The sequence below is a fragment of the Nannocystis bainbridge genome, assembly GCF_028368995.1.
Lineage (GTDB): Bacteria > Myxococcota_A > Polyangia > Nannocystales > Nannocystaceae > Nannocystis > Nannocystis bainbridge.
On the sequence record NZ_JAQNDL010000001.1, the window covers coordinates 364,871 to 378,601 of the forward strand.

Sequence of the window (13,731 nt, forward strand, 5' to 3'; positions counted from 1 at the left end):
CAGGACAGGCAGCACGAGCACGATGCCGCCCGTCCCCGAGATCAGGTGACCAGTCGCTTCGTGGAAGTCACACCGGAATCGCTACAGCTACCCGATGGGCCGGGGCGCTCCAATTCTTCCTGTCCGAAAAGCACAGGCTATGCCGACGCTCAGTCTGCCTGTCCGCAAGGACAGGCAGCACGAGCGCTCGGCTTCTGCCTGTCCCCCGAGGACGTGCAGCGCCCCCTACTGCGGGATGATCGCCTTGCACACCCCCGCGTCGCACACGAGCGGCGGGCAGCAGTCGTCGTCGACCATGCACGGCCCGCAGGTCCCGTCGCCCGTGCACGCGGGCGTCGGGTTGGCGCAGTCGTGGCAGTCGCCGCAGCCCTCGCCGGGCGGATCGCAGCCCTCGAGGTCGAGGATCGCCTGGTCGTAGTGGACCACCAGCGGGCTCGCCAGCTGCAGCCCGCCGACGAACAGCGAGCCCCAGATCTCCGACATGTTGTTGGCCGTGAACACCGCGTTCGGCTGGTAGAGGTTGGCCCCGAGCGTGAAGTTGCTGGCGAACTTGAATGCCCCGCCGACGTAGATCCGCGTCGCCGCCGGCCGCTTCGGATCGCCGATCGTCGCCACATTATTAAAATTGGCGTTGCCGGCGATGAACAGGTCGAGCTCCGCCTCGGGCCCGAGCGTGATGTGGAACGCCCCCGCGTTCTGCACGTCGCCCGCGATCGCGATCACCGTGCGCCCGGTCAGCGTGATGTCGAGCGTGCTGTTGCTGTCGATCCCCGTGAAGAAGTAGCGGCCGCACGGCAGCTCGACCGATTTCGGCTGCGGCAGCCCGACCAGCTCGTCGGGCGCGATCGGCAGCGCGTCGTTGTCGTTGGCCTGCATGTAGCCGCCCACGATCGCCGGCACGTCGATCAGGTCCTCGCAGTCGCACGGCGTCTTGACCTCGACCTGCTCCTTGATCGTCGCCCCCAGCACCTTGGCCCCGTTGTTGGCCTTGTTGGGGCGGATGTGCAGGTCGCCGTCGATCGTCAGCGTCATGTTCTGCGCGAACAGGTTGCCCTCGGTGAACAGGTCGGCGGCCACGTGCGACGGCGAGCCGGCCGTGAGGTCGTCGCTACACTTCAGCTGCTGCGCGACCTCGTGGGCGTTGAAGGTCTGGATCTTGCCATCGACCCACAGCGACCCGCCGATGTCGACCATCGACGCCGCGCTGTACGGCCCGTTGACGCCGACCGAGCCGCCGTCCATCGGCACCATGTTCGGATCGTTGCTGTCGAACGAGTCGGTCTTCAGGCTGTTGTTCGCGGTCAGGCCGCTGCACGAGCAGATTGCGAACAGGAACGTCTTCTTGCCGAGGTCGCCCGTGCACGTCACCTCGTCGCCCGGCAGCAAGATCCCGCCCTCGCCCGCGCAGAAGTCGACCGGCCCGGTCGTCCCGCTCGTGCTCGTCGACTCGCCCGTCGTCTCGCCCGTCGTCGCGCTCGTCGTGCCCGTCGTGCTCGTGCTCGTGCCTGGATCCGTCGAAGTCATCGGCTCGCCCGTGGTCGGCCCGGTCACCGAGGTCCCGGTCGACTCGCTGACGCCGCTCACCGTCGACCCCGTGGTCGGCACGTCCGTACTCGTGCTGCCGGTGCTGCCGGTCGCCGTGACGGTCGCGCCCATCATCGTCGTCCCCACGCTGAGCCCCGTCCCGGTCCCGCCGCTGTCCCCGTCGGAGCCTCCGCACGCCGCCAGCACCATCGCCACCCACAACCTCGCGCCGCGTCTTGTCATCGGCGCCGAGACTATCGAGGCCTGCCGGCGCGCCGCAATGTAAGTCTCCGAGCCCGGCGTGCGACACGTGGTCCTGTGAATGCCGCCATCGCAGCGCCCCGCTGCGGACCGGCCTGCCGCGGAGGAGTTCGCGCGCCGACCGCCCGACGTGCGCGCCCGGCAACCCCGGAGAAACGCGTCAAACTGCGCGCTACGGCCGATTCGGTCGAACACGAGTCCCTTCCGCGGCAGCGCGACGCCAGCGAAGCGCCCGCGGCGAGGGCCGCAGATTGTGCAGAGTCGAACCCCTCGCTCGAGCGATTGCGCCGGGACCCGCGAATCATCGGTCTCGTGTCCTCGCCAGGCCAAAAATCATTCATCCATCGCCACGAGCGAACGCCACCATACGAGCCCGCGCGCACAGTCCGACGCCGGTCGACGAAGCGTTCATGCTCCTCGCATACGGATCGCTACCTGCCCAGATTTTTTCATCCGCTTCGACCACCCGGCGCCACGAGAGCGCCCCAGCCGGCGCCACCCTCGGCCGAGCTTCGCTGCGAGATCTGCAGCCTCACCACCTGCCTCCTTCGCCATGTCGCTTTCGACATGTCCTTCAAGGCAGACGAATTCGCTGGCTCGGCGCCGCCCCGCCCGCGCGCGGCGGCTCCCACACCTTCTGCACGTAGCGCAGGTTGGCGGCCGAGCGCGGGTGTCGCGGCAGCGCCTGCGTCGCGGCCACCAGCCCGAGCCCCGCGATCGTCCCGACCAGCGCCGCGATTCGGCCGCGCCGACCGAGCGCGCGCGGCGTCGCCAGCACCAGCAGCCCGACCAGCCCGGCGCCCACCACCCAGCCGATCCCGAGCCCCGGCAGCCCGAGCCACCCGGTCGCGGTGTACGGCGCCGCGCCGGCCCGCCACAGCGGCAGCAGCACCTCGGGCACAGGCTGATTCACGTTCGTCAGGTCGAAATGCGGCCACAGGTTGGCCGCCAGCCCGTTGACCACCAGCGACCAGCTCGCCAGCGCCGCCGCCACCCCGAGGCCCAGCGTGCCTGCCCAGCCGCGCGGCGGACCGGCCAGCGTGCGCGCGGCCACGGCGGCCCAGCCGAGCGCCAGCGCCGGCAGCACCACCACCATATACCGCGGCCCGACCCGCCAGCCGCCCTCGAAGTTGAGGCTCACGCACGCCAGCAGCACCGCCGCGAGCGCCCCTCCTTCGACCCTGGCCTTCAGGACATGCTCCTTGTCCCATGTCCCGCGGGCCAGCTGCCACAGCCCCCACGCCGCCAGCGGCCACAGCGGCGCCCAGCCGCACAGCCCCGCCGACAGCGACAGCACATGCGTCTCGATCGCCCGCCAGCTCGGCCCGACCAGCCCGAGCAGGCCCTCGCCGTGCTTCGCGGCGAACTCCGCCGTCGCGCTGTGGTGGTAGCCGGTCTTGAGCGGCCCGCCGAACACCGCCGCGTGATAGGCCATCAGCAGCCCCGCCGGCACCGCCGCCCCGGCCGCCGCCCCGGCCGCCGTCGCCCACGCGCGCGCCCGCACCAGCCCGAACACCAGCCCAGCCGCCGCCAGCCCGGCGAACGCCGCCGTGTACTCGACCAGCACCGCCGCGCCCGCCAGCGCGCCGCCGAGCGCCGCCAGCCCCGGGCGCGTCTGCTCGCGCGCCCGCACCAGCAGCAGCAGCCCCGCCCACAGCAGGCACGCCGCCAGCTGATGCCCGTACAGCAGGTGCGCGTACGCGGCCGCCGGGGTCGCCAGCGCGTACAGCCCGATCGCCAGGGCGGCGGCTCGCGCCCCGTAGGCCGGCGCCAGCGAGCGCCACAGCAGCCCGCACAGCACCAGCGTCGGCGCCACCCCGCCCAGCAGCCGCGCCCACCAGGTCACCGCCCGCAGCGTCGGCCCGCGCGCACCTGTCTCTTCGGACATGCTCGACCGACCGCGCGAGCCTGTCCCTTCGGCCACATCCTCCGCCCGCGAGCCTGTCCCTTCGGCCACGTCCTCGCCTGCCCCTGCCGTCGCCCGCGCGAGCGCATACCCGAGCGCCGCGACCACGCTGGTCCCGGGCGGCTTGTTGGGGTACAGCGCCCCGTCCGGCGCGCGCGCGGCGTCGGGCCCCGGGTCGAGGCCGAGGCCGTCGATCCGCCACGACCCGCGCTCGACCAGCGACGCCGCCTGCAGCAGGCGCGGGCGCTCGTTGGCGTTGCGGGTCGCCTGGGCGTAGGGGAACGCGGCCAGCAGCAGCAGCGCCAGCCCGGCCAGCAGCGCCGCCCCGCCTTCAGGACATGTTTTCGGGGACATGTCCCCCGGGACCTGCCCCTTCAGACCTGGCCGATCGGGCATGCCCGAAGCGCCCGCCTACTTCTTGCCCTCTTCGAGCTGCTTGGCCTGCATCTTGGCCTTGAGGGCCGCGAGCGCGTCGTCGAGCTCGTTCTTGGCGCCGAGGCCGTTCAGCTGGGCGTCGATCTGGGCCTCCTGGATCCGGCCGTCCATGTCCTCGGCGCTGACCTCGTTGAGGGCCTCGAGGCGGGCGATCTTGGTCTCGATCGCGTCCATGCGGGCGCCCGCGCCGGCGTCGCCGGGGATCGTGCTGGTGCCGCCGCTCTGCTTGCTCGCGCGGGCCTGCGACATCAGCGTGCCGCGGCGGAGGTTCAGCGCCTTGAGCTTCGTCTTGGCCTCGCCGATGCCCTGGCGCAGGTCCTCGACCAGCTTGCGCTGCTGCACCAGCGCCTCGTCGGTGGCCGTCTTCTCCTGCGACAGCTCGCCCTTGCGCTGCAGCGCCGCGCGGGCCAGCGTCTCGTCGCCGATCGTGATCGCCTGCTCGGCCCGCCGCTGCCACGCCGCCTCGTCGCGCGTCAGCTGCTCGAGCTTCTTCTCCATCATCTTTTGGTCGACGATCGACTGCTTGAGGTCGAGCTCCGACTTGCGGATGTTCTCGGCCAGGTCGTCGAGCATCAGGGCCACTTCCTGGCCAGGGTCCGACACGGCCTCGACCGCGTCGTTCAGCGTGCTCTGGATGGCCTTCTTCAGGCGGCGGAACAGCCCCGGTTTCTCCGACATGCGCGTCCTCGCGGGCGCCTCGCCCGCCTTCGATCGTCCGAGTCTAGCGCGCGGCCCGTCGCCTGTCGCGTCCGACCTTGCAAGCGCGCGCGTAACGGCCTATCAAGGCGCGCGGATGGCAGGCGACCCTCCACCCACGCCGGGGGCCGAGCCCGGGCCCGGCCTCGTCGGAGTCCTCGGCCACGCGCAGGCCCAGGGCGCCGTGGTGCGCGCGCTCGGGCGCGGTCAGCTGCACCATGCGCTCGTGCTCGTCGGCCCGCGCGGGGTCGGCAAGGCGACCTTCGCCCGCGGCCTCGGCTGCGCCCTCCTGTGCCCGCAGCGCCCCGGCCTCGGCTGCGGCGCCTGCCCCACCTGTCAGCGCGTGCTCGCCGGCAACCACCCCGACGTCGACTGGCTGGTGCCCGACAGCAAGGCCGGCCTGATCTCCGTCGACGCCGCCCGCGCCTGCCACGTGCGCCAGACCCACGCCCCCTACGAGGGCCGCGCGTATCTGGTCGTCGTCGATCCGGCCGACGCGCTCGGCGAGGCCGCCGGCAACGCCCTGCTCAAGACCATCGAGGAGCCGCGCCCCGGGGTCCACTTCGCCCTGCTCACCACCAACCTGCAGGGCATGCTGCCGACGATCCTCAGCCGCTCGCTGCCGGTCCGCCTCGGCCGCCTCGACGACGACATCGTCCGCAGCATCGTCGACCGCCGCGCCGCCGACGCGCCGCGCGAGCGCCACGACATGGCCGTGCTGCTGGCCGAGGGCAGCGCCGGCGTGGCCCTCGAGCTGGCGTCCGACCCGTCGCTCGCGCGCAGCCTCGAGCTGGTCAAGCAGGCCATCCTGGCCGTGCGCGCCGGGCCCTCGGCGATCTTCGGCGGCGACGTCCACCCGCTGTGGCAGGCGTGGGCCGCAGCCACCGCCCCGAGCGAAGCTGTCCCCGAGGACAGCCCCGCCGAGCCCGAGCCCGAGGTCCCCGGCGCCAAGAAGAAGAAGGCCAGCAAAAAGGCCGCCAAGTCCGGCGAGGACGGCGAGAAGGCCGCCAGCAAGAAGGACGCGCCGGCCCTGCAGCGGGCCGCGGTGCGCCGCCTGGTCGAGCTGTGGATCCTCCACGTCCGCGAGCAGCTGCGCGGCCGCGCCGGCCTGCCGGGCCTGCCCCCGCCGCCGAACGTCGCGCCCGGCACCCTGGTGGCCGCCATCACCGCCCTGCAGCGCCTCGGCGCCCGCGTCGAGCGCATGGGCAACGTCCGCCTGATGCTCGAGCAGGGCCTGCTCGAGCAGAGCGCCCTGCTGTCCGCGCCCTAGCCCCGAGGACATGTGCCCGGGGACATGCTCCCGGGGACATGCTCTCTACGACATGTCCTGAGATGGAGACTGACCGCGGCACTGGCCGAGGCCTCGCCTCCGCGTCCTGACCGTTCATCCATGCCCTTTGCGGCGCCTCGCGCGGCCGCCGACCGCGAGCGGACGCCAACGCGCCAGCGTCAAAGGAACACCATCAGCGCCTGTTGCAGGAACCCGCGGACCGCCTTGGTGGTCGCCACCAGCGGCAAGGCCGGGAGCACGCCGAGGATCACCAGCCCGAGCGCGCCGCGGCGGCCGAGCGGGACCAGCCGGAGGGCGCCCACGACCTGGTGGCTGGCGGCCAGGTCGGCCAGCGACTGCACGTCGGCGGTGCCGAGCAACGATTCGTCGCTCGGCCGCTCCCCCGCGACCCACTTTTCCTCGAAGCGCTGCGTGTAGCGGCAGCCCAGCGCGCCGTGCTCGAACAGGCTGCGCGACTTGAGGCGCACGAGCGCGGGCGCGACCGCGAACAGCGGCCCGATCACGATCAGCAGCGTGAGCACCAGCAGCGCCAGGTAGCTCGAGTGGTAAAGCTCGAGCGTGGCGCCCTCGAACAGGATCCGCGTGGCGATCGTGCCGGACACCGCCGCGCTCGCGGCGAACACGAGGAACCCGAGCGGCAGCAGACCATCGCCGAGGAACCCGAGCCCGCCGGCGCGATCGGGGTGCGTGGCGGTGAGCCGCAGATCGAGCCGCGCGACCCGGCGCAAGAAGCCGCCCCAGACGAACAGCCGGTGGATCCAGCGGTACAGCAGGAAGTGAAACAGCGGCAACGAGACCAGCGCGTACCACTGCCCCGCCCGCCCGAGCGCGTGCCCCGGTGACGGGGCCTTCCACGTCCCTTCCGGGCCGACGCCGAGGAACACGACGGCGACGGTGGTGAGGTACGCGGCCGCGAGCACGACGGTGGCCGCGGCCCGCGAGTCCCGGGAGCGCTGCGCCGCGACGAGCAGACCGGCGAACACGGGGCGATCCTCGCTGCGCACGAGGTCGGCGGCGAGGAACTGCGCGGTGCAGCGGTCGAGCCAGGCGCCGATCGGCAGCTCGGCGAGGAGCAGCACCGGCACCGCGAACAGGCAGCGCACGTGGGCGCCGAGATCGTGGAGGAACGGCAAGCGGACACCACCCGTCAGGACGCCCTCCGTGCTGGCGAGCACGAGCAGCGGCAGCCACGCAATCGCGGCCGCGCCCGCGGCCACGGCGAACGCGTGGTCGTCCAGCGGCGCGAGCCCGAGCCGGCGCAGCACCCTGTGGCCGGGCCCGCCGTCGACCCAGAACAGCGCCGAGACCTCGCCGGGGACCTGCCGCGCTTCCCTCACCTCGCCACAGCGTGCGCGTCGGGGGCCGCCCCGCGCCACACCGCCATCCCGCGAGCGCCTCGCGGGGTCCCGGCGAGCCGCGCCTGGATCGCCCCCGAGCGTTCGCGGCCGGCGCCCTATCGTTTCGCAGCGGTCGCCGCCCGCGCCGCGCCCGCCGGTCGCGTCCGTGCCGCGCGTCGGCCCCCGCTCACGCATGCCCCTCGGGACATGTCGCCACGAACCTGCCCTTTCACGTCCGTGCCGCACCAGCTCGCTGGCGCCTGCCCCTCGGGACATGTCCCGACGAACCTGCCGCACGCACATGCCCTTTCGCGTCCGTGCCGCTCCGCTCGCGCCTGCCCATCGGGACATGTCCCAGCGCACCTGCCCCCACGGACATGCCCTTGAGAGCATGCCCGATCGGACATGCCCCATCGAACATGCTCAGTGCAGCAGCGTCGACACCACGCGCGCCCCTGGCCCGACCTGGTCGACCAGCCCGCTCCCGGGCACCCCGGCGTGCGTGAAGCTCTCCTCGAGGATGCCGAGCAGCGCCTCTGCGCGGCCGCGCGAGCCGGCCAGCGCGAACGTCGTCGGGCCCGAGCCGCTGATGCTGCAGGCCAGCGCGCCGGCCTCGCAGCAGGCGGCCTTGGCTTCGAGGTAGCCGGGGATGAGGCCGGCGCGGCACGGCTCGACCAACTCGTCGACGATCGCCTCGCCGAGCAGCGCCAGGTCGCCGACGTGCAGCGCGTGGACCAGCAGCCCGAGGCGGCTCGCCTGCTGCACCGTCGCCTGCAGCGGCACCTGGGCCGGCAGCACCGCGCGGGCCTCGGCCGTGCTGACCGAGCAGCCCGGGGTGTACACCGCCAGCCACAGGTCCGCGGGGCTCGGCAGCGCAATCAGGCGCAGCGGGTCGAGCTGCGGGATGAGCACCACGCCGCCGAGGATCGCCGGCGCCACGTTGTCGGGGTGGGCCGCGCCGCAGGCGACGCGCTCGCCCTCGCGGGCCAGGTCGACCAGCTGCGTCGGCTGCAGCCCGAGCCCGAGGGCCGCGTCGGCCGCCACCAGCGCCGCGCAGGCGCTCGCGCCCGACGATCCGAGCCCGCTGCCGAGCGGCAGGCCCTTGTGGACCTCGAGCTCGACCCCGGCGTCCGGCGCGTAGCGGCGCAGCAGCTCGGCCACGGCCACGCCCGCGGTGTTCTTGTCGGCGGTGCGCGGCAGCTTGCCGCCGTCGCCCTCGACCTTGACGATCGTCACGCCCGGCCCCTCGGCCCGGCGCGCGCGCACGCGGTCGCCGGGGCCGCGCAGGGCCAGGCCGAGGCAGTCGAAGCCGGGTCCGAGGTTCGACACCGTCGCGGGCGCGAACGCCTCGATCCATGGTCGCGGTCGTGACATGGCCAAAGAGTCAGGCTCAGGATCGGCGCCCAGTCAAGCGAGGTGGTTCAAGCCGAGGGGTGCAAGCGAGGTGGTTCGAGCCGCGCGCCGCGCTGGCTCAGCGGCGCAGCGCGTCGTCGATCCAGCCGACCACGGTGCCGCCGAACATGTACTCGTTGAAGTAGCGGCCGTTGACGAACACCGCCGGGGTGCCGGTGATCTCGAGCTTCTCGCCGTCGAGGCGGTCGGCCTCGACCAGGTCCTTGCCTTTGAGGGCGGCGAACTCGGTGTCGAACTGCTTCATGTCGAGGCCGATCTTCTGCGCGTACTTGCGGATGTCGGCGTCGGACAGGGCCGTCTGGTTCTCGAACACGATGTCGTGCATCTCCCAGAACTTGCCCTGCGACTGGGCCGCGACCGTGGCGATCGCGGCGACCTTGGCCCGCGGGTGGGCCGACAGCGGGAAGTGCTTGAACACCAGCTTGGCGCGGCCGCGGAACTGGTCGACCGCCTGGCGCAGCATCGGCGCCTCGGCGCGGCAGTGCGGGCACTCGAAGTCGGCGAACACCACCACCGTCACCGGCGCCCGCTCGTTGCCGTAGACCGGCCGGCCCTCGATGTCGATCTTGCGCGGCTGGAGCGCGCCGACGACGTACTCCATGTTGGCCTTGATGTCGCTCGGCGAGGCGCCCGAGGCCAGCGCGTCGGCGATGAACTGCGACACGCTGAGCGAGTCGCGGCAGGCGGCGTCGTCGCGCAGCGACACGGCCAGGCTGTGCGGCTTGCCGCAGGCCGACGGCTCGCTGTTCAGCAGCTGGAAGAAGCTGGTCTTCTGCGGCTCGGACAGGCGCGACAGGTCGACGCCCTTGGCCTCGGTGATCTCGCTGACGGGCGGCGGCGCGGCGTCGCTGGGCGGCGCGTCGGCCTTGGTGGTCGCGGCGACCGGCCCGCCCTTGTTCTCGGGGGTGCCCGCCTCGGGCACCGAGGTGCAGGCCGGGCTACAGGCCGAGAGGATGAAGAGCAGGGGTGCGAGCGAGCACTTGGAGCGGGTCATCGCGGACGATCCTGGCGGGCGCAGCCGGCGAGTTCGCCGCAAGGTCGCAGCGTCCGGCAGAATTGATCGCGCAACGCTAACGCACGCATCGCGGGCCTGCAAGCGTCCCCGAGCGCCGCGGCCTTTTGTCCGGACATTTCGGACGGCGGCGGATGACCGCGGAGAAAGCTCCACGTTCGGGGAAAAACTCACTCGTACGGACGCATTGACACGGTTCTCGGCCCGGGCGATACAGCCTCGCGCAGGAGGAGTCCCTTTTGAAAATTTTGGTCTGTGTCAAGCGGATCCCGGATCCCGACGAGAGCCTGAAATTCGCCGGCGGCGGGCTCGACTACTCTGCCTCGAAGTGGGTCCCGAACGCCTTCGACGAGTACGCCATCGAGACCGCCCTCCGTCTCGCCGAAGTCGTCGGCGGCACGCAGCGGCTGGCCGAGGTGATCGTCCTGGGGATCGGCCCCGAGAGCCAGCGGCAGCAGCTCACGCAGTTCCTCGCCATGGGCGCCGACCGCGGCATCATCGTCGACGCCGACCCGGACAAGCTCGACACCGCCACCGTGTCCAAGCTGATCGCCGCGGTGTTCAAGAAGGAGGCCTGTGACCTCCTCGTCGCCGGCAAGCTGTCGCAGGACAACGAGGGCGGCCAGGTCCCGCAGCGCGTCGCCGGGCTGCTCGATGTCCCGCAGGCCAGCTTCGCCGCGACCATCGAGTGGGACCAGGGCGCCAAGGTGCTGACGGTCGGCCGCGAGGTCGACGACGGCGTCGAGGTCAAGCGCGTGCCGCTGCCGGCGGTCGTCTCGGTCGACCTCCGCATCGTCCTGCCGAAGAGCGTCAAGAACGGCTCGACCCCGGCGACCCACGCCTACCAGGAGGGCCCGCGGCTCGCCTCGCTCAAGGGCATCACCATGGCCAAGCGCAAGCCGGTCGCCGTGCTGAAGCCGGCCGACCTCGGCGTCGCCGTCGGCGGCAACGAGCAGGTCGTCGGCATCGCCGCCCCGCCGGCGCGCAAGGCCGGTCAGAAGGTCAAGACGGTCGAGGAGCTGTTCGAGAAGCTCACGAAGGAAGCGAAGGTCATCTAACATGAGCAACGTCCTCGTCATCCTCGAAACCGCCGGCGGACAGATCCGCCCGCACAGCCTGCCCGGCATCACCTGCGCGGCCGAGATCGCCCGCGCCACGGGCAAGCCGCTGCACCTGCTGGTGCTCGGCGCCCAGCCCGACGCCGCCGCCCAGGCGATCGCCGCCGCCGGCTACGGCGCGGCCGCCGTCCACACCCTCGCCGCGCCGGCGCTCGAGCCGTTCACGGCCGAGGCGTGGGCCGACGCCATCGTCCACGCCGCGCGCACGCTCGGCGCCAGCATCATCGGCGGCACCGCCTCCTCGACGCTGCGCGACGCCCTGCCCCGCGCCGCCGCGATCCTCGACGCGCCGCTCGTCTCCGAGGTCGTCAAGGTCAAGTCGGGTGACACCTTCGTCCGCCCGATCTCGGCCGGCCGCGCCCTCCAGGACCAGAAGGTCAACGCCGGCACGTTCTTCTTCACCGCCCGCGGCACCGAGTTCGAGCACGCTCAGCCGAGCGGCGCCGTGCCCGTCCAGGCCGTCGCCCCCGCCGCGGTCAACGCCCGCGGCGCCGTCGTCCAGGGCGTGCAGAAGACCGAGTCGTCGCGCCCGCAGTTGACCGAGGCCAAGGTCATCGTGTCCGGCGGCCGCGGCATGCGCGAGGGCGCCAACTTCAAGTCCCTCGAGCAGCTCACCGACCTGCTCGGCGGCGCTCTCGGTGCCAGCCGCGCCGCGACCGACGCCGGCATGGTCCCCGCCGACCTGCAGGTCGGTCAGACCGGCAAGATCGTCGCCCCGGACCTCTACTTCGCAGTGGCGATCTCCGGCGCGATCCAGCACCTCGCCGGCATGAAGGGCTCGAAGACGATCGTCGCCATCAACAAGGACGCCGAGGCCCCGATCTTCCAGGTCGCCGACTACGGCCTGGTCGGCAAGTGGGAAGAGGCGGTCCCGCGGCTCATCGAGCTGATCAAGGCCCGCAAGGGCGCGGCCTGAGCTCGCAGCCTCGCTTCGACCGGCGCGGCCTCGCTCCTCACCCCTGCGGGTGAGGGCCGAGGCCGCCGGCGTTTCGGCGGCTCGCGGCGCCCCCGGGCGGCCTGCGTCCGGCCAGGACGCGAAGGGTGTTACGCTCCCGGCCCGCAATGGGCAGCCAGACCGCATCGCGGCGGCAGACCGTGTACGCCCTCGCGATCGCCCTGGTCGCCGGCATCGTCCTGCTCGTCGTCTCGCAGGTCGCGCTGGCGTGGATGACCGGTGAGCCGCTGCAGCGGACCGCCGCCGTGGTCGCCGGCCTGGTCGCGCTGGTCCAGGTGCTCGCGGTCTACATGTCCGCGAGGACAGGCCTGGTCGAGACCGCCGGGCGCGACGCCGTGCGGGTGTTCGTCATCGCCCCGCCGGCCGCCCTCGTGGTCGCCGTCCCGCTGCTGTGGGGCAGCGTCTTGCAGACCACCAGCGTGCCGGCGCTGCTGCCCTCGCTCGGCCCGGTGCTCGCCGCCGTGTGGGGCGTCGCGCTCGCGCTCGCGCCCGCCTGCATGGCCGCCTACCAGCACCTCGGCGGCGACCCGCGGCCCGCCTCGCGCGACGAGTACCAGACTGCCCTCGCCGCCTGGTGCTCGCTGTTCGCCAGCGCAGTCAGCTCCGCGGGCGTCCTGGCGACCGGGCGGATCCTCGCCGCCGCCGCCCCCGAGGCCACCTCGCGCGAGCTGTGGCCCGCGCTCGGCCTCGCCGTCCTCACCGGTCTGTTCGCCCGCGCCGGCGGTCTGTTCGCCCGCGACACCGGCGGCGAGGTCCTCGCGCTCGCGCGCCGGCTCGACCGCGTCAACATCGACACCGCCGCCGGCAGCCGCCCGCTGGTCATCACCCGCGTCGATCGCCTCGGCGCCCTCCAGGCCGAGCTCGAGCGCCTGCGCCGCGACCTCGTCGGCGAGCACCGCCTCTACAAGGAGACCCTGCTGCAGACGCGCGAGGCCGCCGAGGCCAAGGCCGAATTTTTGGCCGCCGTCAGCCACGAGCTGCGGACCCCGCTCAACTCGATCTGCGGCTTCTCGCAGCTGCTGCTCGAGGGCCTCTCGACCCCGCTGTCCGACGAGCAGCGCGAGGACATCCGCCTGATCCGCACCAGCGGCATGCAGCTGCTCGGCCTCATCAACGACATCCTCGACATCTCGATGATCGAGTCCGGCGAGCTGCGCCTCTACTTCGCCTCCGAAGATCCCGCCGACATGATCGACGAGGTCTGGCGCCAGCACCGGCCGCTCGTGCAGGAGACCGGCCTGGAGCTGCGCACCGAGGTCCCCGGCGACCTCCCGCGGGTCGTGTGCGACCGCCGGCGGATCTGCCAGATCTTGAACAACCTGCTGTCGAACGCCACCAAGTTCACCGAGAAGGGCTCGATCATCATCGCCGCCGCGTTCGAGCCGCTGCACGGGCGCGTGCTGATCCGCGTCACCGACACCGGCATCGGCATCGCCCCCGAGGACATGGAGAAGATCTTCCAGGAGTACCGCCAGGTCGGCAACCTCGCCCAGCGCAAGAAGGGCACCGGCCTCGGCCTGGCGATCGCCCGCAGCATCGCCAACCACCACTCCGGCTCGCTCGAGGTCAGCTCCAGCCCCGGCCGCGGCTCGACCTTCACCCTCTCGCTGCCGCTGACCCCCCCGCGCAAGCCGACCTCGATCGACATGACCGAGGAGGCCGTGCGCGCCAGCCAGCGGTTCTGGAACCCGCGCAGCTCGTCGCAGAACGGGGAGGCCGACGCGTGAGTCCGGCCGCGAGGACGGCGCCCCTGCCCCGTGGGGCCCGGCGAGCCGCAACCGGC

General features: G+C 72.7%; 10 protein-coding genes. 4 read left to right on the plus strand and 6 right to left on the minus strand.

Annotation, left to right across the window (positions count from 1 at the left end; translation table 11 throughout):
• Positions 1–225: 225 nt before the first annotated feature.
• From POL25_RS01450 to POL25_RS01460, 3 genes are all read right to left on the minus strand, one after another.
• Positions 226–1,767 carry a DUF7305 domain-containing protein gene (locus tag POL25_RS01450; RefSeq protein ID WP_272083951.1) on the minus strand — a complete coding sequence of 514 codons (1,542 nt, stop codon included), beginning with the start codon at positions 1,765–1,767 and terminating at the stop codon, positions 226–228.
• 592 nt (positions 1,768–2,359) lie between these two features.
• Positions 2,360–4,045, minus strand: coding sequence for a hypothetical protein (locus tag POL25_RS01455; RefSeq protein WP_272083953.1), 1,686 nt, complete (start codon positions 4,043–4,045; stop codon positions 2,360–2,362).
• Between the two features lie 57 nt (positions 4,046–4,102).
• Entirely contained in the window at positions 4,103–4,804 is a 702-nt protein-coding gene (locus tag POL25_RS01460; protein ID WP_272083954.1) for a PspA/IM30 family protein, read from the minus strand.
• A gap of 115 nt (positions 4,805–4,919) precedes the next feature.
• Between POL25_RS01460 and POL25_RS01465 the strand changes: the two genes are divergently transcribed.
• Positions 4,920–6,092, plus strand: a complete 1,173-nt coding sequence (locus tag POL25_RS01465) for a DNA polymerase III subunit (RefSeq protein ID WP_272083955.1) — start codon at positions 4,920–4,922, stop codon at positions 6,090–6,092.
• Between the two features lie 179 nt (positions 6,093–6,271).
• Here POL25_RS01465 and POL25_RS01470 read toward each other — a convergent pair whose 3' ends face one another.
• The 3 genes from POL25_RS01470 to POL25_RS01480 form a co-directional block, all read right to left on the minus strand.
• Positions 6,272–7,450, minus strand: a complete 1,179-nt coding sequence (locus POL25_RS01470; protein ID WP_272083957.1) for a hypothetical protein — start codon at positions 7,448–7,450, stop codon at positions 6,272–6,274.
• Positions 7,451–7,873: 423 nt separating this feature from the next.
• Positions 7,874–8,824, minus strand: coding sequence for a homoserine kinase (locus POL25_RS01475; RefSeq protein ID WP_272083959.1), 951 nt, complete (start codon positions 8,822–8,824; stop codon positions 7,874–7,876).
• 97 nt (positions 8,825–8,921) lie between these two features.
• Positions 8,922–9,857 carry a DsbA family protein gene (locus POL25_RS01480; RefSeq protein WP_272083961.1) on the minus strand — a complete coding sequence of 312 codons (936 nt, stop codon included), beginning with the start codon at positions 9,855–9,857 and terminating at the stop codon, positions 8,922–8,924.
• Between the two features lie 257 nt (positions 9,858–10,114).
• Here POL25_RS01480 and POL25_RS01485 point away from each other — a divergent pair, with 257 nt between their 5' ends.
• From POL25_RS01485 to POL25_RS01495, 3 genes are all read left to right on the plus strand, one after another.
• A complete protein-coding gene (locus tag POL25_RS01485; RefSeq protein ID WP_272083962.1) occupies positions 10,115–10,933 on the plus strand; it encodes an electron transfer flavoprotein subunit beta/FixA family protein in 819 nt (272 codons plus the stop codon).
• Position 10,934: 1 nt separating this feature from the next.
• Positions 10,935–11,909, plus strand: a complete 975-nt coding sequence (locus POL25_RS01490; protein WP_272083964.1) for an electron transfer flavoprotein subunit alpha/FixB family protein — start codon at positions 10,935–10,937, stop codon at positions 11,907–11,909.
• Positions 11,910–12,055: 146 nt separating this feature from the next.
• Positions 12,056–13,675 carry an ATP-binding protein gene (locus POL25_RS01495; RefSeq protein WP_272083965.1) on the plus strand — a complete coding sequence of 540 codons (1,620 nt, stop codon included), beginning with the start codon at positions 12,056–12,058 and terminating at the stop codon, positions 13,673–13,675.
• The last annotated feature ends 56 nt before the right edge of the window (positions 13,676–13,731 follow it).